The organism is Mycobacterium sp. (genome assembly GCF_035499775.1).
Lineage (GTDB): Bacteria > Actinomycetota > Actinomycetes > Mycobacteriales > Mycobacteriaceae > Mycobacterium.
This window is the reverse complement of the sequence record NZ_DATJYB010000288.1, coordinates 1-20,950: the sequence shown is the minus strand read 5'-3', so window position 1 is coordinate 20,950 and position 20,950 is coordinate 1. Positions and strand designations below refer to the sequence as shown.

The following is a 20,950-nucleotide window of genomic DNA, read 5'->3' as shown; positions in this document are numbered from 1 at the left end:
TCCCTAGTGGGGCGAGCAGACGCGCCTACAGTACGTCGAACACCGCCGAGCCGGCGGTGATGGGGCGATCATCGTTGCCCTCGTCGTGGATCAGCATCCGCACGCCGATGCGCCCGTCGGCGCCGCGGTAGGCGGTCCCATCGGCGCGGAACGGGCCGACCTTGCCTCGAGACATGAACATCACGTGCCAGCTTTGCACCTGCAGCTTCCTGGTGCCCGCCTGCTCGGCGGCCAGATCAATCGCGGCCGTCTCCAGCAAGACGTGCTGCGGCCCGATGTGCAGCGCGGCGTCGGGCGACGCCACCTCGAGGGTGAGCTCGGGCATCACCCAGTGCCCGTCGTCGCGCCGGGACGCGCCGAACGCCTGCCAAAGCGGCGGCAGGTCGGGGGAATCCTCGATGACCAGCTCGGTGCCGGTGACGTCCATCTTCTCCAGCCCGGGCGGCGGAGTGCCGATCACCGCGCCCTGCCCTTGAATGAAGGCGATCACACGGTCGGGGTTGTCGGCGTCGACGATCAGGCAACGACCGTAGCCCATCATCCTGCCCTGGTGAATGTTGCCGGAACCCACCACCAGGATGGTGTCGACGTCTAAGCCCGGATCCAGGATCTGCACCGAGGAGATCACCGGATTGGGTACCGCGACCATGTCGGTCTGACACCCCTCCGGTGACGCAATCGCCAACGGGGCAGCCATGATTCCGCCGGCCTCGTTGCGCATGTCGCGTCGGATGCGAACCGTGTCGTCGACCTCGCCGAGGTTCATCGACCCGTGATTGCGACCGATGTAGCGGTAACTGAGCAGCCCGGTCCAACGGCGATGCAGCTCGTCCCGATAGGCCTCGGTGTCGTCGAGCAGTTCTCTGATGTCGCGCGGACGTTCAGACATCTCAGTCAGGCGTCCAGCAGGCCTGCCGGGGTCGCCGACGCGCCTCGGGCAACCACGACCGGCATCGACGTCGTCGCATTGGTGCGCAGAACCATGTGCACCACCTCGATGAGATCCTCCACGGGCATCAATTTTCCTGGCATGCAGCCGCGGGCGGTCCACAGCGGGTAAGCCTTCGTGGCGAGCTCGCGATCCCAGTCGGAGCTCATGCCGGTCATCGATTCGCCCTCGCCGCCGGCGCACTCGCCGACGATCAGGTTGGTGAAGCCGACATTCGGATACTCGGCCCGCCACACCTCGACCAGCCGCTCCAGCGCCGCCTTGCTGACGCCGTACGCGCCCAGACCGGGCCACGGCGGGCCGTACGTGCCCGAATCAGAGGAGAGGTACACCGCTTTACCCTCGGACGCCGCCAGATGCGGGATCGCAGCGGCCGTTGCCAGCGACGCACCAATGACGTTGGTGTCCATGACCTGCCGCCACAATTGGGCGTCGGTCTCGGCGATGCGCGCGAGCGGGCAGATGGCCGACGCATACACCAGGTGGTCGATGCCGCCGAGTGCCTCAGCGGCCTGATCGATTGCCGATCGGCACGAATCCTGGTCGGTCACATCGCATTCGATGCCGATCGAGCCCTCCCCCGCCTCCTGCGCCGCCCCCTCGAGACGTTCCCGCCGCCGTGCCAGCAGCGCGACATTCGCGCCGCGCTGCGCCAGGCCGACACCAATACAGCGCCCGAGCCCGCTCGACGCGCCGATCACCACCGTTCTCGACATATCCGTCCTATCAATCGAATTCGACGCGCTGGGCCGTTGCGCCCACCGAGCTGACCAACTCCGGATGAAACTTGGCGACCATGCGGCTGATCCCGTCGCGCCAATTGACCGTGGTGCCGCCGACGAGCTCGCGCATCCGGGTCAGGTCGATGGGCACGCCGCCCAGCGCCTGCGGGTTCTCTTGGAACACCGGCTCGCGGCCGACCAGCGAGCCCAGATAGGTGCACCACTCCTGGAGGCTGACGGTCGTGTCGCCGGCCCAGTTGACCGTGACCGCCGGGACCGAGGCCACCTCGAGCAGCTTGGGGATCGTCGCGATGATGTCGTCCTGGTGGATGGGGTTGTAGCAGGCCGGCCCGCCGGGCGGCACCGGAATCGGAATGCCGGCCAGGATCATCTCCATGTGGAAGAACGGCCACCCGCCGTTGTCGCCGTACGGGACGTTGAGACGAGCGATGGTGGTGGGCACGCCGAGCACTCGGGCCATCGACCGGACCACGGCCTCGCCCGCGATCTTGGAGATCGAGTAGGTGGGGAACACGACTTTGTGGTTGTCGCCCAGCGCGGCATGCTCGGTGCGCGGCACGTCGTCCGGCGGGTCGTAGACCGCCGTCGAGGAGCAGTACAGGAAGCCTTTTGCGCCGCGGCAGTGGGACATCAGCAGGCCGGCCGACTCCGCGTTGGCGGCCAGGTCCTTGTCCCAGTTCCCGCTCTTGGCCACGGCCAAGTTGAGGACGTAGTCGAAGTCGTCCGGGAGCGCGCTGAAGTCGCCGGCGGCCAGGTTGACCGCCTCGCAGTGCACGCCCGCCTGCTCCAGACCGGCACGCGCCGCGGCGTCGGTGAACCGGGCGATACCCCACACCTCGTTGTCGGCGGCCAGCGCCCGCGCGATGGGGGCGGCGACCTGACCGCTGGGGCCGGTGATCAAGATCTTGTAGCCACGCATGCGCTGATGGTATGCGGCCCGGAGTTTACAGTTGCCCGCTGGTCCGTAATGGCGGCTTCAATAGCCTCAGGCGGCTCGGACGGCGACGGCTACCCGTCTAATTCACCGGCGATCCCGCGCTCGATTCTCGCCTGGGTCGGGGCGGGCAACACGATCAGCCCATCGAGTTCTTTACGGGCGAGGTCGTAGGCGTGCTGACGCTCCTGTGGCGTCGCGGCGGCGTCCGACACCACGCGCAACAGCCGCTGAGCACGCGCGATCCGCTGTTGTCCATCCTCAGAGAATTCGGTGCGGCGCAGCCGGATCGCCTCAGCCTCGGCGACATCGAAGGCGGTTGCGTACTCCTCGACGGCTGCGAGGTACTGCGCCGCGGCCTCTCGGTCGTCGAGCAGATCTTCAGCTCTGGTGGGGCGGAGCAGGTCCGACCTGAGCTTGGCCTTGTGAAAGCTCGTCGTCAACGGATTGCGCATGTCGGTCATCAGCGGGAAGTCCAGCAGCTTGGCGAAGTCGAGTTCGTAATCCAGCCAGCGCTGATCCGTCCGGTCGTGCTGCTCGACGACACGCTTGATCGCGGCCCACTGGGCGGCCTGGTTGCCGCCCAAGCGTGCGCGGGTGGCGTCCCGGTCTACGCCGCTGGGCTCCCGAGGAGGCTCGGCGCCCCGCCGCCGCAACGCGGAGAACGCCATGTGCCCGCCAACGATCAACACCACCAGCGGCATCACCATGATGAGAAGCTCCACGAGGCGGACGACCAAGCCCATAGACCAAGGATGCCACCCTCTCGGCTGCGGCGGTGGCGACGGACGGTGGGCCCACCGCGCTCGCACACCCGATCGCTCTGCGCGCCTGACCTGGTTAGACTCGGGAAATCATGGCCATCCAACGCGCGGTTCTGCTCATTGCTGACATTGGCGGATATACGAACTACATGCACTGGAACCGGATGCACCTGGCCCACGCCCAGCTGACGGTGGCCGGCCTGCTGGAGTCGGTCATCGACGCCGGCAAAGGCCTGAAGCTGGCCAAGCTGGAGGGCGACGCGGCCTTCTTCTGGGCGCCCGGCGGCAACGCCAAAGTGCTTATCTGCGAACGTATTTCCGATATGCGCCGGTCATTTCTCAGGTCTCGGGAAAGCATGAAGAAGGATGCCGCCTGCGACTGTGACAGTTGCGAGCAGCTAGGCAGCCTGTCGCTGAAGTTCGTCGCGCACCAGGGCGAGGTGGCCGAGCAAAAGGTCAAGCGGCATGTCGAGCTGGCCGGCGTCGACGTCATCCTCGTGCACCGCATGCTGAAGAACGACGTGCCGGTGCCGGAATACGTCCTGATGACTGACCCCGTCGCCGAGTGCCTGGACGAGCCTATGCGCGGGCTTTGCAACCCGCTGACCCACCACTTCGAGGGCATCGGGGACACCTCCACCCACTACATCGACCTCGCGACGTCCGTGATGGCACCCGAGGTGCCCGAGCCCCGCTTCGGCGCCCGGCTGGCATCGAAGCTGAGGTTCGAGTCCAGCGCGTTGCCCTACGCGCTGGGGATCAAGAAGGCGTGTGCGGGGTTCCGTCACCTGGGCCGCGGCGCCCGGGAAGCACCGGCTTAGCTGCGATTTCTCCACCACCCGCCGCCCCGCAGTCACGCTGGCGTGACGCTCGGCGCGAGGCCGCTCAGAGGCCGAACTGGTCCTCGACGATGCCGAGCCAGACCTGTGCCACGTCAATAGCGACCTTCTCACTGATGAAGGCGTGCTGGGTTCCGGTGTACATGTCACGGAATGCGCGTTCCAGGCGAGTGCCCTCGCGGATCGAGGTGGTTCCGGCGACCAGATGAGCCCATTCCGCGCAGCTTCGCGCCGTGTCGGTGGCATGGTTGGCGGCCGCACGCATGTCAGCTCGTAAGGTCGGGGTCAGTTCTTGGCCGGCTGCGACGGCGGCCTCGGCGGTGGTGAAGGCGTCCAGCACCAGCAGGCGTGCGGCGCGCCACGCCGCGACGTGCTGCGCCAGCCCCTTCTGGAAGGTCGGGCGACTGGCCAGTGCGGCCATGTCGCTCATCCGGTATTTGGTGGCCGCCAGTTCGGCGACATCGTCGAGCATGCTCTTGGAGACCCCGAGCGCCCAGGACGCGTGACCGGCCGCCGTCACCGGCATCAGCCCCATCCGGGTGGCGGCTGACGTACCCCTGTGCGGCTCACGGGTGAACAGCGGAAACGTCCGGTATTGCGGCACGAACACATCGGCGACGCTGTAGTCGTACGACCCAGTTCCCTTGAGCCCCTGCACAAACCAGCCGTCGTTGAACGAGACGTCGGCGCGCGGAAGCACGGCCACCTGCATGTCCGGGATACCTTCGCTGATCCAGCGCATCTCCCCGTTGTCCATCGGGAAGAACCCGGCGGCGACGTATTGCGAATGACCGATCCCCGAGCCGAAGCTCCACGATCCGCTCAACCGGTAACCGCCGTCGGTGGTCTGCCCCTGCCCATTGGGGAAGAACTGGCCTCCCATGGTGACGCGGTTGTCGTGGGCGGTGAACACTTCGGCAAAACCCTCGTCGGGCAGATAGGCCGCTGCCGCGAACGACGACGGCAGGTTCGCGATGCCGATCCACCCGAACGAGCCGTCCTGCCAAGCCATTTCGATCCACGTCTCGATCATCTCGGCGAACGACGGTTCAGCTCCGCCGGCGACGACGGGGTTGAACGCCGACATCAGTCCGCTGGCCCACATCTCGTCGACAATCGCGTCGGTGAGCGTGCGCAACCGCTCGGATTCGGCTGCCTCGGCACGCACCAGGTCACGCATCCCCTGTGCCTTGGCAACGACCTGGCCACTCGTTTCGGCTGTCTCCGATATCGACGTCATCGGTGTTTCCTATCGCTCGGTATTCGGGCTATTGGGGGAAGCCGAACATCGCGACCACGCCGTGATCCCGGCCGGCGGTGTAGCCGCCGTCGACCGCAATGGCCTGACCGGTGACGAAGGACGCGTCGGGAGACAACAAGAAGGCCGCCACGGCGGCAATCTCCTCCGGCCGTCCCAGCCGTCGCAGGGCGTGCTCCTTGGTGATCGAGCCGGCCGGGCCTTCCATCCCCGGGATGCCGAAGACGCTGTGAAGCATCGGCGTTTCGATGAAGCCCGGGCAGATCGCGTTGGCCCGGATCCCGCTCGGGCCGTAGTCGAGCGCGATGTTCTTTGTCAACAACACAACACCCCCCTTGGCGGCGTTGTATGAACTGCCGCCGGCGGTACCTTCCAGGCCCTCGATGCTGGCCAGGGTCACGATCGAGCCGCGCTCGCCGTCGACCCGGGGCTGTTCGATCATCCTGGCCAGCGCGGCCTTGGCCACCAGGAAGGTGGCGGTGAGGTTGATACCGATCACCCGGTCCCATTCGGCGCGTGGGAGCAGATGGACCGGACCGCCGCCAGCGACTCCGGCGGAGTGCACGACACCGTCGAGGCGGTTCGGCACCGCAGCCAGCACGGACGCGACTGCGGCTTCGTCGGTCACGTCGGCCGAGACGAACCGGAACCCGGGGCCGAGGTCGGGCGGGGAGGCCAGGTCGGTGCCGATGACGGTGCCGCCTTCGTCCAGCAGGCGCCGCGCCGTCGCCAGGCCGATACCCGACGCGGCGCCGGTCACGACGAACGTGCGGGACCGGTGCCGATCAGCGGTCATCATCCGTCCCTTCCTTAGCCGGGCTTGGCTTTTGTAGAGGAAGTCTGACACCCGGCGAGATCTGTCTTGTCGGCAGGTCTAGCCTGTCGCCGTGGGGCCAACGGATGATCTGGTGTTGCGGCCGTGTCGGGGTGCGGCCGAATGGCCTGTCCTCGTGGCCATCTGGCGTGGCACGGTGCAGGCTACGCATCAGTTCCTGACCCCCGACGATATCGACTACTACGAAAAGCGTTTGGCCGGTGAGTATCTGGGATTGGTCGAGCTGACTGTGGCAACTCTGGAAGGCACCCCGGTCGGTTTTTCCGGGTTGGCTGACGGCAAGCTGGAGATGCTGTTCATCGACCAGCGGCATCGTGGCCACGGCGTCGGATCCGCGCTGCTGCGCGAGGCGATCGCGAAGGTTCCCGATCTGTTGGTCGACGTGAACGAACAGAATCCTCAAGCCGTCGGGTTCTATCAGCACCACGGCTTCAGCACGCTCAATCGTTCGGAGACCGACGCGGACGGGCGTCCCTTTCCGATCCTGCATCTGCGGCTCGGCCGGCCGCCAGCCGTCGGGTCCTGACGAGAAACCCGCGCCGATTCCGCGATTTTGATCGCGGCCCCGAGCGTATCGGCCACAATGACTTGAGCCATTTCACGCGGCGTCGCCATCGTCAAGACCGCAGGAAGGGGGCGCACCGATCGACTATTTGGTTTTGCCGCCCGAGGTCAATTCGGTGCGGATACATGCGGGCGCGGGGTCGGGCTCCATGTTGGCGGCGCAGTCGGCGTGGGACGACTTGGCGGCCGAGCTGCGGTCCGCGGCGGCCTCGTTCGGGTCGGTGACCTCGAGCATGGCAAGTCAGTGGTGGCAGGGTGCGGCCGCGGCGGCGATGGGAAACGTGGCCGCTACCTACGTGGCGTGGCTGGGTGCGGTGGCTAGCCAGGCCGAGCAGGCGGCCGGCGCCGCCCGGACGGCGGCCGAGGCATTTGAGGCGACGTTCGGCGCGACGGTGCATCCGGCGGCGGTCACCGCCAATCGCGTGCAGTTGAGGTCGCTGGTGGTGTCGAACCTGTTGGGGCAGAACGCTCCAGTCATCGCGGCGGTCGAAGCCGAATACGAGCAGATGTGGGCCCAGGATGTGGCCGCGATGGTGGGTTATCACGCGGCGGCGTCGGCTGCCGGGGGGCAAGTGACGCCGTGGCAGCAATCACCACAGAACCTGGCCGCACAGAATTCGGCGACCTTCACCGGGACACGCATTACCCTTCCCGGTGCTGCTCCAGGGTTGTTCACCGGACACCTGACGCCCGACGAATATGCGGCCTTGAACGCCTCGATCGGTGCCAACTGGTTCCAGGGCACCACTCCGGAGGTGGTGAACTATCCGGCCGGCGCGGGCATATTCACCGGATTGAACGCCCCCACCATCAACAAGTCTTTGGCCATCGGTCAGCAGATGTTGAACACCGACATTCTCAACGCCACCGCCACGGGCCAGCCGTTCGTGGTGGCAGGGCTGTCGGAGGGCACGCTGGTCATCGACCGCGAGCTAGCCTATTTGGCCAGTGCTCCCGGCGCGCCGCCGGCGAACATGGTGACCTTCGTCGAGTTCGGCAACCCCGAGCGCGGCATCGCCGACACCTACCTGCCCGCCGGAACCAACTTCCCGCGCATCATTGGCTACACCACGGCGGCTCCGCCGGTCACCAAATACCACACCGATGTGGTGTATACGCAATACGACGGCTGGGCTGATCCTCCCGACCGGCCCTGGAACCTGCTGGCCGACCTGAATGCCGTGCAGGGTGCGATGCACATACATTCGCCCACCGCACATGCCTCGCTGTCCGGGGCGGTGATGGTCTCCTCCGAGACGAACTCGCTGGGCGGATCCACGACGACCTACATGATCCCCACCGCCACGTTGCCGTTACTGTGGCCACTGCAGCAAATGGGTGCTCCGAATTCCGTTGTCAGCTGGCTGAATACCGCGCTCACACCCATCGTCAACCAGGGATATTCGCAGTACGACCCAACAGGTGGCCCGTACTTCAGCCACGCCCAGCTGGTGTGGTGAGCGCGGTCAGAATGGCGTCACGCTCTGCACGCTGACGGACATGCCGTGTCCGGTGCGGTCATTGGTGAACTTCGTGCCGTCGGAGCTGGCGACGATCGTCCAGCCCACCGCGCTGTAGGTCTGATAATCCATCGTGACCTTGCCCTCGAGCAACCCGAGATCAGCCTTCACCCAATTGAATTCGCCGTTGGCCTTGACGCTGGCGACGTGTTGGTGCTGGCCGTCCGAATCGGTGGGCCAGTTGTTCGCGGCGGTCCGGCAGGCGACCAGCTCGGCATTGATCGAACAACTGACCGCCCCGGACTTCGTTTGCACCCGCACGTACCCGCCGTCATTCGGTGTCAACGGAGTCGCCGGCGGCGCCGACGCCGTCGTCGTCGAGATCAGAGTGTAGCTCCCGGGTGTGCCGCCCGGCCCGGATCCGACCCCGGTCACAAGCACAGCTGCACCCAAAACACCAATCGGCACTAGGCTTTTCAACGCACCAACTGGCCTACTGGCCAACTGAATCCACCTCCCCCAGCCCGGACTGACAATGTTTGCCAACTCTACCTCGGGTGCACGGCGGTTGCGATGCGGTATTCCCGGACATCCGGCACCCGGCACTGCGAGACGGACTGCGGCGAGGCCGGTCTGCTGGCCGGCATCAAGCTCAAGCAGGCCGGCGTGCCGTTCACCATCATCGAGAAGCAGTCGCAGGTGGGGGGCACGTGGCTGGCCAACCGTTATCCGGGTTGCCGGGTCGACATCGCCAACCACTACTACGCGTATTCGTTCGAACCCACCGACCACTGGTCTCATTTCTATTCCGAGCAGCCGGAGATCCTGGGGTACCTCGACGAGGTGATGCGGCGTCACGACATCGCTCCGCACGTCAGATTCGACACCGAAGTCATTGGCGCCACGTGGGACGACGCCACGGCCACCTGGCGGGTGGAAACCCGCGGCGCCGACGGCGGCCGCGAAACGCTGACCGCCCGGGCCCTGATCTGCGCGGTGGGCCAGTTCAGCAACGCCGTCATCCCGGATATCAAGGGCGCCAACACCTTTGCCGGGCCCGTCTTTCACACCGCGGACTGGAACGACGCCGTCGACCTGACCGGCAAGCGGGTGGCGGTGATCGGTGCCGGCGCCAGCGGGTTCCAGCTGGTGCCGGCCATCGCGGCCATCACCGAGCACGTCGACGTCTACCAGCGCACCGCGCAGTGGATGGCTCCCAACGTCAACTATCACGCGCCGATCGGCGAGGGAGCCAAGTGGGCGGTACGCCACCTGCCCTACTACGGGCGCTGGCTACGGTTCGTGCTGTGGTGGCCGATCACCGACGGCGCAGCCGACCGGTGGTGATCGACCCCGACTGGGACAACGGCGGCCTGTCGGTGAGTGCGGCCAACCAGCAGGTCCGCGAGCTGTTCATCGCGTGGATGCGCGCCTTCACTTCCGACGAGGAACTGCTGGCCAAGGTCACGCCCAACTACCCGCCGATGGGTAAACACATGCTTCAAGACAACGGCACCTGGCTGCTGACGCTGCAGCGTGACGACGTCGAGTTGATCCGCGACGGCATCGCCGAGATCACCACCGACGGCGTGACCAGCGTCGACGGCGTGCACCGGCCGGCCGACGTGCTGGGCCACCGGATTCGACGTCAACCACCAACTCGGTCCCATCAATGTGCGCGGGCTCGACGGGGTGGAGCTCAACGCGGAGTGGGGCGACGCGGCGTACGCATACCTGGGCGTCGCGGTGCCGAGTTTCCCGAACTTCTACTGCATGTACGGACCGGGCACCAATGCCGTCAACGGGGCCAGCATCGTCTACAACTCCGAATGCCAGATGCGCTACATCATGGACTGCATCGACATGGTGCTGGCCGCGGGCGTCGGCTCGGCCGTCGTCCGTAAGGACGTGTGCGACGACTACAACCGGCGTAGCGCCGAGCAGCTCAAGACAATGGTGTACACCCACCCTGCGGTGGCCAGTTATTACAAGAACGCCGCGGGCTCGGCGCCGACCTTGTATGCCTGGCGCATCGTCGACTACTGGAAGTGGACGAACCGCCCGAACCCCGACGATTACCAGCTGAGAACATAAGGCGATTCGAACGATCTGGAGGACGATATGGCAGGACGCTTGGCGGGAAAGGTCGCGCTGGTCAGCGGCGGCGCGCGCGGGATGGGCGCATCGCATGTGCGGGCGATGGTGGACGAGGGCGCGAAGGTGGTGTTCGGCGACATCCTCGACCATGAAGGCGAACTGGTGGCCAAAGAGGTCGGCGACTCATGCCGATACGTCTCACTGGACGTCACCAAGCCCGAGCAGTGGGCGTCGGCGGTAGCGACCGCGCTCGACGCGTTCGGCGGGGTCGACGTGTTGGTCAACAACGCGGGGATCATCAACGTCGGCACTTTCGAGGACTACGAGCTCTCCGAATGGCATCGGATCCTCGACATCAACCTGACCGGGGTGTTCCTGGGGATTCGTGCGGTCGTCAAGCCGATGAAGGACGCCGGCCGCGGTTCGATCATCAACATCTCGTCCATCGAGGGGCTGGCCGGCACGATCGCCTGCCACGGCTACACCGCAACGAAATTCGCCGTCCGCGGACTCACCAAATCGGCCGCACTGGAGTTGGGGCCCAGCGGAATCCGGGTGAACTCCATCCACCCCGGGCTGATCAAGACACCGATGACGGAATGGGTTCCCGAGGACATCTTCCAGACCGCGCTGGGTCGAATCGCCGAGCCCCGAGAGGTGTCCAACCTCGTCATCTACCTCGCCAGTGACGAGTCCAGCTATTCGACCGGCTCAGAATTCGTGGTCGACGGCGGTTGCGTGGCCGGTCTGGGTCATAAGGACTTCTCTGCGGTGGACACCTCCGGCCAGCCGGAGTGGGTGACTTAGGCGAGCGCCGCGGCCCACTGCATGTGGCCCTCGAAACCCAGTTCTGCCGCACGCGCGCGGTAGCGATCGCGGTGCTGCCGGTAGGCGGCGTCATCGCCGCGGGCCTGGGCCAGCAGGGCCTCGAGCCGCAGCAGCCAGATCTCGTGCAGCACATAGCCGGGGTCGGTCGGCAGTTCCGCGAGCCGATCGATCGCGGCGTGCGCCTCGCTCAGATCTGACTCGGAACCCCTGAGCAACAGCGACTCCACCAGCACCGCGACGGTCGGAGCGCTCCACGTCGATATGCCTTGGCTGAAAAGTTCCTCAACCGCGGTCCGAGAAAATCCGATAGCGCCCTCGATGTCGCCCAGCTGGGCGTGGTGTCTCGCGGTGCAGATATTGGTGATCGGCAGCAGCGTCATCGAGAACCGTTGGTTCATAGCCCTTTCGCGGATCTTGGCGAGCAAGTCGAGGCCCGCCTCGCGTACCGGACCATCCTGATAGGCAAGGGTCACACCCCGGGTGGTTCGCGTGAGATCGAGCGCAAGATCGTCACCGGACTGCTCCCCCAAGGCCAGTGCTTGGGCGGTGTCGCGTTCGGCAGTGCTGTCGGCGAGCAAAAGCCCGGTCGGAATCGTCAAGGTATACGCGAACCAAATCGTCCCCGAGAGCCCCATCGGCCCGGCGGCAGAACGGACCATTTCCACGCCCTGCCGAATATCGTCTCGCCAGCCGGGAATGCCCAAGCAGCCGCCGGCGAGGCCGCGAAACGCCATCGCGACCGACAAAGGCGACTGGGCGATCAGGTTGCCTTTGGTCGGGTCACCTTCGGCTAGGTCGATCAGATACTGTGCCAGACGTAGGATTTCGGCCATTTCGGCGGTCTCGTGTTTGCCGACTAATGCCGAAGGGAGCAGCGCGACCGACAATGTCGAGTCACCAATCGACTCCAGCAATTGGACAAGTTCACTGGAGAGCCGAGAAGCGTCGTGCAGATTCCCCTTCATCTCGTGCGCGATCACCAAACCGGCCATGCCGATCGCCAACGATCGCTGGTCGCCGGCCGTGGCGCACAAGTCACGCAACTCGTCGAAACCCGTTTCCGCGCCACTGCCCCCGACCCGAAACGCATTGGTGCACAACAGACTGCGCGGCGCGATCCGCATCGACATGCGATCGGGATCGTCCTCGGGCAGTCGGTCGGCAACCTGTTGTGCCCGGCGCCAACTGGTGAGTGCTGCGGTGATGTCGCGGAAGTTGGCCCAGATTCCGGCTCGCAGGTGCCAGCCGAAGGCCGCGTGCAGTTCGCCGGCCGCCTCCAGATGCTCGGCGATCAGCCCCGCGTTTTCCTCGGCCGCACCGCCGGTTTCGATCGCGGCGGCCAGGCGCCGGTGCAGCTGCGCGCGATCGGCCCGCAGCTGCGATTCGTAGGCCACGGTGCGGATCATCGGATGGCGAAACGCGTACTCGGCACGCGGGGCGAACCGCACCTGGTCGACAAGTTGCGCGTCGATCAGCGGGGTCACGTCCGTGCTGTCGACCAGCACACGCAGCAGATCGGGGTCAAAACGTAACCCGATCACCGCGGCGGCGTTCAGCGTCTTTTTCGCGGCAAAGTCCAAGCGGTCGATGCGGGCACCGATCGTTGCCTGCAACGTGGCCGGCACAGTTGCGTCTTCAACTGGGCCCTGCAAACGGTACGAGCCCGAATTACCCTGCAGCACACCGCGTTCTGCCAGGTCCCGAACCATCTCCTCGGCGAAAAACGGATTCCCGGCAGCCCGCGCTGCGACGAGTTCCGCCAACCGGCCGGTCGACGGGTCACCGCCCAGCAGTTCGGCGGTCAAGGCCGAAGCCTGCGCGTCATTCAGTGGCCGCAGCGCCATCGTCTGCGCATCCGGCGCTTGGGCCAGCGCGCCGATGTATTCGGGCCGGTAGGTGATCAGCACCAGCATGGGTGTCTGCGGGATCATGGCCAGGAACTGCGCCAGCATCGACTCGCTCACCTCGTCGATCCAGTGCACGTCCTCGACCACGTAGACGGCAGGATCCGTCTGCGCCAGCGAAGCCGCGCTGACCAGTGCCGTCAATCGCCGTCGCCGCGCGTCGGCCGCGATATCGGGCAATGGCACTGCCGTGTCCCGGATCCCCAGCAGATCCTCCAGCAACAAGAGGTCCTCGGGGTCGGCATCGGGAAATCGATCCCGCACCCGCACCCGGGCGGTACCGGTGTCCAGATCGTTGATTTCCATTCCTGCCCGCAGCAACCGCGCCACGACCTGGAAGGGGATGTCACAGGTATGCGACTCGCAGTAACTCGTGAACACCGGGACGCCACGGTCGGCAGCGATTGCAGCGGCTTCGCGCACCAAACGACTCTTGCCAATGCCGGCAGGTCCCCTGACGTTGACGACGCACCCGGCGCCGCCGATGGCCTCGTCGAGAATCCCGCTGATCGTGTTCAGCTCCCACGTCCGGCCGATCAGAGTCGACTCACCCCGGCGAAGGGGCCGGTTCTCACCGATGGCGACCAGCCGCCGGGCGGCGACCGGAACGTCAAAACCCTTGATCCGCAGCAACTCCGGTTCATCCAGCAGCACAGCGTTGTCCACCAACCGCGCCGTCGATTCGCTGAGCATCACCCCGCCCGGCGGTGCCACCGATTCCATTCGCTGAGCCATCCCGACCTGTTCACCTACAGCTGTGTAACTTGCCGCGGCGGTGCCGATTTCGCCCGCGATCACCTGTCCGGAATTCAGACCGATGCGAAGTTGCAGGGTAACGTCATCACGGGTTTGCACGTCGGCCGCCAAGCGTTCGGCTTCCCGTTGGATGTCGGTGGCCGCCAGGCAAGCACGAAAAGCATGGTCTTCCAAGGCAACCGGAGCGCCGAACAGCGCCATGATGCCGTCGCCGGTGAACTTGTCCACAATGCCGCCGTAGCGCTGCACGACGGCCGTCGAGCAATCCAGCAGCGCCGCCATCACTTCCCGGAGCCGCTCGGCACCGAGCGACGCCGCGAGGTCCATGGAATGCACCACGTCGGCGAACAAGACGGTGACCTGTTTGTACTCCGCCGACTGGGAGCTCTGGGCCCGCGGCTTACCACACTCGCTGCAGAACTTAGCCGATGCGGCCAACGGGCTTCCGCACGACCAACAGGACAGTTCCACGTCCGTATCGTGTCATTGCGAGCTGGCGAGCAGACGCAAAAGCACCCATTTCGGGCACCAAATTGGGTGCTCTTGCGTCTGCTCGCGCAACTTGCCACGCCGCGCTCCAAGAATCCTCCAAGAATCCTTCAAGGATCTCGCAAGGATCCTTCTAGGCCCCGGCGTCACGGTTTCGTAACGGCCGTATCGCGACAGCATCGACGCGTGATCCCACACCCGGCCATGTTCGGAGCCCGAGGAAACCAACATGACCGAGATCGCCCACTACCTGCCCTGCCTGACACGGCTCACGGAGCTGACGCCCTTATTAGACGCGTTGGCCGCCGTTGCGGTACGTGGCGAAGTGCCGGGCCCTGACCTGCTGGCTCGCGTTGCGCACGCCCGGTCGAGGCTGTCCATCTTGGCGCAAGTCCCCGCACCCGGCGAGCCCTACTCGCGCTCGATCCTGCGCGTCGACGACGAGGTTGAGATCATGCTCGCCCGCTGGCGTCCGCGTCACAGCTGCGCCCCGCACGACCACGGCGGCTCGGCCGGCTTCGTGATCCCGGTCGAGGGCACCTTCACCGAGCGGCGGTTCGACTGGAAAGGCCCGCAGCTGGTGGTGACCGAGAGCGCCACCCGCCCTGAAGGTCAGGCGATCCCGATTACGCCCGACGTGATCCACGACATGACGGCCGGGGAGTACGGGCTGACCCTGCACTTCTACAGCCCGCCGGCGCCGGGAATGCGGGTGTTCGACCTGGAGCGGTCAGAGGCGCTGGAGCTGGTCGGCAACTACGGGGCATGGATTCCGCAGGGCAATCACCCCCGTGTCTCCTTCGCCGAAATGGCTCCGAAAAGCCGAACGAAGCCGGTGATCTGGGTGGCCCACACCACCCACTACCGCGGCGGGTCGGCCGAATTCGCTGTTGCCGCAACGACGATGGCTCGAGAGCTGGCCGTCGCGAGTCCCGACGCCGAGGTGGTCGTGTCCGGCCTACACCACAAGGCCGACTTCACCGCCGAGCTGGCCCATTTCGCCGGTTCGGGCCGGGAGCTCAGCGAGTTGCACCTGATCAGCCACTCCGGGATGTACGGCCCGATGTTCGGTACCACGGACTGGCCCGAACAGTTCTCCCCGCACGAGTGGCGGGAAATGTCAATTCCCTTCGCCGCCAACGGGCGTGCCTATTTCCACGCGTGCCGGACGGCGCGCTGGTTCGCGCCCTTTTTCGCCGACGTGTTCTCAGTTCCCGCGTACGGCAACTACAACTACACAACCGTGTCTGCACGCAAAGACCGGTTTGCGTGGGCGGGTCGCCACCCGGAGGCCCGCCCGAGTCTTTACATGATCGCCGCGCCAGGCAAGAAATCGCATGGTTGGACCGGAAGCGTCCGCAAGTATTCCGGTTGCGCGGCGGAGCCACTGGTGCAGAGCCTTCCGGCTGAGTCGCACCCGGAACGCTCCTACGATCGGGTGGCCGAGCTCTACGACCGCGCCTACGGCGACATTACGGTCCGCGAGGCGGAGTGGCAGTGGGTGTCCGACAAGGCCGCCCAGGTCCGCGCCGAGCTTGGCCGGGGCTTGCGGATCCTGGAAATCGGTTGCGGCAATGGCGCTTTACTGCGCGAGCTGGACGGCCGCGGCGACATCGACTTCGGCATCGGGGCGGACGCTTCCGCGGGCATGCTCGACAAGGCGCGGGAACGCAGTCGCGATCACACCCGATTGCGGTTCATCAAGGTCAACGGGCCGGCGCTGGACGTTCCCGACGACCACGTCGACGTGGTGATCTCGTTCCTGTCGTTCCGCTACCTGGACTGGGACCCGGTGATGGCTGAGATCCGGCGGGTGCTCGTTCCCGGTGGGCGGCTGTGGGTGGTCGACATGGTCGAGCACCCGGTGCGTGCCCGCGAACTCGGAGTGCTCGCCCGTTCGGCCGTCGCGCACCTGCGCACAAAACGTGCCCGGCCACAGTTCGCCAAAGACCTGGCCGCCCTGACCACGCATCCCGACTGGCGGGAAATGCTGCGGCACAATCCAATCCGCGCCGAGCACGAATACAGCTGGTATTTTGCCAGCCGGTTCCCCGGCACCCGGCTGGAAACGTTGACGGCGACCACGTCCGCACGAGTGGTGGCATTCGATTCCGGACCGCTCGACAAGGGGCAGACAGCCCCGCTCACCTACCCGTAAGGCAGCTGATGTCCGCATCCACAAACTCGTGCCTGGGGATCGTCGATTGGGGTATCGGCGGAATCGGCCTGGTGCGCGCCCTGGACCAGGTGGCACCCGGGCTGCCGGTGCTGTACTGGTCGGACGCCGGGGCCACTCCGTATGGCCGGATGGGTACCGACGAGTTGGCCGCGCGCCTCACCACGGTGGTCACCAGACTCGCCGAGCGGGGTGCCACCGAGGTGGTGTTGGCGTGCAACGCGGCCAGCACGGTGGTCGGACGGCTTGGTGCGGCGCCGATTCCGGTGGAGGGAATCATCGGCCACGGATTGGCCTCGGTTCCCGACGACATCACCGGCTCGGTCGGCGTCGTCGGGGGGCGGCGCACCATCGCCGGCGGCCACTACCGGCGCGGGCTGGCCAGGCGCGGCCGGGTGGTGTTGTCTCGGGTGGCGCAGCCGTTGTCCGCGCACATCGAGGCCGGGCGCACCGGATCTCCGCAGTTTCTCGCTGACTTGTCCAGGATCGTTGCGCCGTTGCGAGGGGTCGACGCGTTGGTCCTGGCGTGCACCCACTACCCCGCCGCGAGTCAATGGTTCGCCGCCGCGATGCCGCACACCTTGCTGATCGACCCGGCCGAGCGGATGGCGGCCGCGATCGCCGCGCGGCATCCGCGCACCCAGCAGACGCGGGGCCCGAGGGTGTTCCTGACCACCGGCGACCCCAAGGCCATGCGGCTTGGCGCGGCCCGCGCGTGGGGCAGCGTAGTGACGGCTACCGCCGTCCGTTCATGACCCGGAAGGCTTCAGCAGGGCCGCGAGCTCCTGGCGGCTCGACACGCCGGTCCGTGCCATTGCCCGGTAGATGTGGGCTTCGACGGTGCGCACCGACAGAGTCAGGCGCTCGGCAATCGCGCGGCTGGGCAGCCCCTCTCGCAACAGCATCACGATTTCTCGCTCTCGCGGGGTCAGTGGAACACGCATGCTGGCTTGACGAAGCGCGGGCGTAGACGCCCCGCCGCACCGCTCGGCCAGCGCTTCCGCTCGCGTCGAGCAACCCAGCGCCGATCCCCGTAAGTCCTTCTGGCGATACGCCGTTGCTGCATGCGCAGCCGCATCGAGTGCCGCGACGAGATCGCCCATCTCTTCGAATTCCTCCGATGCCGCAGCTAATTCAGCGCCGTCACCAGCGGCCAAGGCGGCAGCGAACCGGGCGGCCACACCGACCCGAGGACCCTCCACGACCGCTTCGAGTTCGCGCAGACGTACTGCGGTCGAACCATCGCCGAACTGCGTCGCGGTCTGCAAACACACCGCTTCCGCGGCGAATTGCCCATTGGCACGGGTGGTTTCGGCCGCAGCTGCCGCCATCTTGACCGCTTCGCTGAGCGCGCCCTGGCAGGCCGCCACCCAGGCGCGCGCCAGATCGCGCTCGTAGTTGACGAATCCCCAACTTCGATGGTGTTCAGCTTCCACCGCGCCGAGCGCCGCTGACGCTTCATCGGTCAAGCCGCATATCGCCAGAGCGGTGGTAAGCGGGATCAGGTATCGGTAGCGAAAACCGTTGGAGTCACCGGTAAACAACTCGACAACGGTCGCCAAGCAAGACCTTGCTTCACCCAGGCGGCCCGATCCCAGGGCGGCTCGGCCCACAATCGCGGTGCTCAGTAGCCGGGCAACGCCGGGAACATCCGCTGTCTGCTGACGTGCCCGCTCGGCCAACGAACTCGCCTCGCCCAGGCGACCACATTGCAGAAGCGCGCCGACATGTCTGTCGACGATGAGGAGTCTCATGTGGGCAGCGGTCGCCATGCGCTCCGCGTAGGCATTGCCGACTTCGGCCGTCCGGTCCGCGTCGGTAGCGCGACCCGCATCGCCATGCGCGACAACCAGCGCCCACGCCGCCGCCGCGCTGATGATCCCGGGTAACTGCTCGAGGTCGATGCCGTGGCCGAAAGTCCTTGCCTTTTCCGGCCGGGCCATCGACGCCCAGTAGACAGTCAGGTAGGCATCGCTCCAGCTGCGCGTGGAGGTCGTCGCGATTCGCGCGGCTTCGTCGAAGAACTCCTTCGCCCCATCGGGATCGCCGAGTCCCCACAGCTTGTTGAAGCCGCGATGGCCGAGCAGATACACGCGGTCGGCCTCACTGAGACCCGCCGTGGGCGTTCCAGCCACCACGGCGTCGGCCTCCTCACCACGGCCCTGCCACGCCAGCGCAAATGAGCGGATGTTGTAGGCCTGCACTCCCGCACCCGCACGAATGGCCGCAGCCGCCAGCCGATCCGCCAACGGAGCGTCGGCCAGGAACATGGCACCTGCGGCGGCTCTGACCAACAGGCCCGGGTCCGGTGGGAGATCGGAGTCAACGAGCAATACCGCTCGTCGCACCACCATTCGCACTTCGTCGCTGTCGTCCGACGCGGCCAGCTCCGCGGCGACACGACCCCGCAGCCGACGCAGTCTCGTTGGCGCAACTCGCTTTCGGCGCACTTCGCCATACACCGGATGGGCCAGCCGGACTTCTACCGAACCGCTGCCCAACGTGATCAAGCCGCGAACGTCGGCCTCCTCGATCGCCGCCGGGTCGGTGATTCGGGCCAGCGCCGCCAGTTCGATCGGCTCCCCGACCGCGAGCGCGTCCACCACGTCGCCGACCGCGTCCGGGAGCATTCCGATCCGCGACTCGATCAATTCGGCCAGGCTGGGCGGCACGATCGGATCGCCGCTCCAGCGCCAGTGGCCGTGCTGTCGCGCGAGTCGTCCGTCGGACACCTCCTGCTCGACGATATTGCGTAGATACAGCACATTGCCCCGCGTCAGCTTCCACAGGCGTCGGACGGCATCCGGATCCGGCGGGCCACCCAGCGTTTCCGACACCAGCGTCGAAGTCTCATCGGCCGACAGCGGCTGCAGGTCCAGGCGGTCGAACCCGGCGCCGCTCCATACATCTTGCACCGCAGCGGGAACCGATTCACCGCTGCGAATCGTCAGCACCACTTTGGCCGCGTGCCGCTGGACTATCTGTTGTAGAACGAAGGCCGACAGATCATCGAGGAGATGCGCATCGTCGACGGCGACGACCACCGGGGTGAGCGGTGGTGCGGCGGTCAGCGACTCGATAACGTCGCGGACCAGGTGAACCAGCTGGCTGTTATGGGGTTCGGGCAGGCTCACCCAGGCGGCGAACGCGCCCAGTGGAAGCGAGAGCGCCGACGCAGTGCCTACCGCCCAACGAGTTTCAACCCCTCGCGAGGCCGACGCCGAGAGTGCCTCACGCACAACTCGACTCTTTCCGACGCCGGCCGCACCGCTAACGACGATTCCCGGCGTCCCCGCCTCGGAAATGGCATCCTCGATGACCGCCATTTCCTGTGACCGGCCGATCAGCGGCCACGTCAAACGCACCCGGATAGCGTAGGAGAAACGCAGTCCGGCCGCACCTGGCAGTTCAGCTGATCGACTCGCGGAAGTCGACGCCCTGCTGCAGGGACTGCGCGGCCTGCTCCATCTCGAGCACGGGATAGATCTGGTATTCGGCGATAAAAGCGAATTTGCTTGTGGTGTCGGCGAGGTCGGCCGGATTGTCGGTCTCCACCACAGCGAATCCACCGCCGCCGTCAACTCGGCCCAGGAATGCGAGGTAGGTCGTGCTCTCCGGAGGAGCCCACTTGGAGAACACCGCCAAGCCGCGCCGCATCGAATCTTCGTTATCGGCCGCCGACCCGTTGAAACGGTACGTCCAGGAAACCAGATACTTCACTTCATCCTCCTTGCGGTGTTGGCGCTCTGCCACGCCGTCATCGTCGCGCACGAAACCTCAAGGGGGTTAAGTAGTCGGGTACGCTATTTTTGATCAACCGTTTCCCAGAAGCGGGTGAGAACCGCTGCGCCGCAAGCCGGATCCTGCACCATCCACCAGTGCCCCAGCCCGTCGAGCACCGCCGTCTGCGCTCCGGCCCGCGCTGCGGCGCGACGGCGGAGTTCCTCGGAGCCGATGTAGGGGTCCTCGGTGGCGAGTAGTGAGAGCCCCGGCCGAGCCGCGGCATTCTCCAGTGCGCGTCCCGCCTCGGCCATCGCGGGTTGACTCGCGGAACGATACAACGACAGGATCGCTCGACCCATCTCCGGACCCTGAGCTGCGGCGATCGGCGTTGCGATGTCCATCGGGATGCCCAACGCGGCCCATTGTCCGGCGCGGTCCTGCACGGTGCCGCCGAGGATGGTGTCCACCGACTCCTCGCCCTCGTCCGGGGTCTGCCAGACCTGTGCGAGATCGTGCCAAATGTATTCGGAATCGAACAACCCGATGGCGTCACTGGCCCAGCTACGCACCAACTCCGGGCGGTGCATCACCACATTCATCACGTGGCCGCCGCCCCAATCGTGTCCGACCA

17 protein-coding genes and 1 pseudogene are annotated in these 20,950 nt (G+C 66.2%); 7 read left to right on the top strand and 11 right to left on the bottom strand.

Features of this window, described 5'->3' with window-relative positions; genetic code table 11:
• Nucleotides 1-25: 25 nt before the first annotated feature.
• The 4 genes from VML93_RS18605 to VML93_RS18590 form a co-directional block, all read right to left on the bottom strand.
• Nucleotides 26-889, bottom strand: coding sequence for a hypothetical protein (locus tag VML93_RS18605; protein WP_325612907.1), 864 nt, complete (start codon nucleotides 887-889; stop codon nucleotides 26-28).
• Nucleotides 890-894: 5 nt separating this feature from the next.
• A complete protein-coding gene (locus VML93_RS18600; protein ID WP_325612906.1) occupies nucleotides 895-1,653 on the bottom strand; it encodes an SDR family oxidoreductase in 759 nt (252 codons plus the stop codon).
• A 22-nt stretch (nucleotides 1,654-1,675) separates the two neighbouring features.
• Nucleotides 1,676-2,611 carry an NAD(P)-dependent oxidoreductase gene (locus VML93_RS18595; protein ID WP_325612904.1) on the bottom strand — a complete coding sequence of 312 codons (936 nt, stop codon included), beginning with the start codon at nucleotides 2,609-2,611 and terminating at the stop codon, nucleotides 1,676-1,678.
• Nucleotides 2,612-2,700: 89 nt separating this feature from the next.
• Nucleotides 2,701-3,372, bottom strand: a complete 672-nt coding sequence (locus tag VML93_RS18590) for a hypothetical protein (RefSeq protein WP_325612903.1) — start codon at nucleotides 3,370-3,372, stop codon at nucleotides 2,701-2,703.
• 110 nt (nucleotides 3,373-3,482) lie between these two features.
• Between VML93_RS18590 and VML93_RS18585 the strand changes: the two genes are divergently transcribed.
• Entirely contained in the window at nucleotides 3,483-4,211 is a 729-nt protein-coding gene (locus tag VML93_RS18585; protein WP_325612901.1) for a DUF2652 domain-containing protein, read from the top strand.
• Between the two features lie 64 nt (nucleotides 4,212-4,275).
• Here VML93_RS18585 and VML93_RS18580 read toward each other — a convergent pair whose 3' ends face one another.
• The gene (locus VML93_RS18580) at nucleotides 4,276-5,469 is read right to left on the bottom strand and encodes an acyl-CoA dehydrogenase family protein (protein WP_325612900.1); all 1,194 of its coding nucleotides are present in this window, start codon (nucleotides 5,467-5,469) and stop codon (nucleotides 4,276-4,278) included.
• Nucleotides 5,470-5,497: 28 nt separating this feature from the next.
• The gene (locus VML93_RS18575) at nucleotides 5,498-6,286 is read right to left on the bottom strand and encodes an SDR family oxidoreductase (protein ID WP_325612898.1); all 789 of its coding nucleotides are present in this window, start codon (nucleotides 6,284-6,286) and stop codon (nucleotides 5,498-5,500) included.
• A gap of 151 nt (nucleotides 6,287-6,437) precedes the next feature.
• Here VML93_RS18575 and VML93_RS18570 point away from each other — a divergent pair, with 151 nt between their 5' ends.
• Together VML93_RS18570 and VML93_RS18565 are read left to right on the top strand one after the other, a co-directional pair.
• Nucleotides 6,438-6,848 carry a GNAT family N-acetyltransferase gene (locus VML93_RS18570; protein WP_414686388.1) on the top strand — a complete coding sequence of 137 codons (411 nt, stop codon included), beginning with the start codon at nucleotides 6,438-6,440 and terminating at the stop codon, nucleotides 6,846-6,848.
• Nucleotides 6,849-6,966: 118 nt separating this feature from the next.
• Nucleotides 6,967-8,346, top strand: a complete 1,380-nt coding sequence (locus VML93_RS18565) for a PPE family protein (RefSeq protein ID WP_414686389.1) — start codon at nucleotides 6,967-6,969, stop codon at nucleotides 8,344-8,346.
• A gap of 6 nt (nucleotides 8,347-8,352) precedes the next feature.
• On the opposite strand, the gene VML93_RS18560 is transcribed toward VML93_RS18565, so the two are convergent.
• A complete protein-coding gene (locus tag VML93_RS18560; protein WP_325612892.1) occupies nucleotides 8,353-8,781 on the bottom strand; it encodes a hypothetical protein in 429 nt (142 codons plus the stop codon).
• 183 nt (nucleotides 8,782-8,964) lie between these two features.
• Between VML93_RS18560 and VML93_RS18555 the strand changes: the two are divergent.
• Nucleotides 8,965-10,440 (top strand): annotated as a pseudogene (locus tag VML93_RS18555) (flavin-containing monooxygenase); the annotation flags it as partial.
• Between the two features lie 27 nt (nucleotides 10,441-10,467).
• On the top strand, nucleotides 10,468-11,250 hold the full coding sequence (locus VML93_RS18550) for an SDR family oxidoreductase (protein WP_325612890.1): 783 nt from the start codon (nucleotides 10,468-10,470) through the stop codon (nucleotides 11,248-11,250).
• Here the strand turns inward: VML93_RS18550 and VML93_RS18545 are convergent.
• A complete protein-coding gene (locus tag VML93_RS18545; protein ID WP_325612889.1) occupies nucleotides 11,247-14,402 on the bottom strand; it encodes an AAA family ATPase in 3,156 nt (1,051 codons plus the stop codon). The two genes, VML93_RS18550 and VML93_RS18545, sit on opposite strands and share 4 nt — an antisense overlap.
• Nucleotides 14,403-14,649: 247 nt before the next feature.
• Between VML93_RS18545 and VML93_RS18540 the strand changes: the two genes are divergently transcribed.
• Nucleotides 14,650-16,578: a methyltransferase domain-containing protein gene (locus tag VML93_RS18540; RefSeq protein ID WP_325612888.1), complete on the top strand. Its 1,929-nt coding sequence runs from the start codon at nucleotides 14,650-14,652 to the stop codon at nucleotides 16,576-16,578.
• An 8-nt stretch (nucleotides 16,579-16,586) separates the two neighbouring features.
• Complete coding sequence (locus VML93_RS18535) at nucleotides 16,587-17,351, top strand: glutamate racemase (RefSeq protein ID WP_325612886.1); 765 nt, start codon at nucleotides 16,587-16,589, stop codon at nucleotides 17,349-17,351.
• Here the strand turns inward: VML93_RS18535 and VML93_RS18530 are convergent.
• From VML93_RS18530 to VML93_RS18520, 3 genes are all read right to left on the bottom strand, one after another.
• Entirely contained in the window at nucleotides 17,346-19,961 is a 2,616-nt protein-coding gene (locus VML93_RS18530) for a LuxR C-terminal-related transcriptional regulator (protein ID WP_325612884.1), read from the bottom strand. The genes VML93_RS18535 and VML93_RS18530 overlap by 6 nt on opposite strands.
• Before the next feature lie 43 nt (nucleotides 19,962-20,004).
• Nucleotides 20,005-20,316 carry a DUF3303 domain-containing protein gene (locus tag VML93_RS18525; protein ID WP_325612882.1) on the bottom strand — a complete coding sequence of 104 codons (312 nt, stop codon included), beginning with the start codon at nucleotides 20,314-20,316 and terminating at the stop codon, nucleotides 20,005-20,007.
• 83 nt (nucleotides 20,317-20,399) lie between these two features.
• A partial coding sequence (locus tag VML93_RS18520; RefSeq protein ID WP_325612880.1) for an alpha/beta hydrolase occupies nucleotides 20,400-20,950 on the bottom strand: 551 nt, incomplete at its 5' end.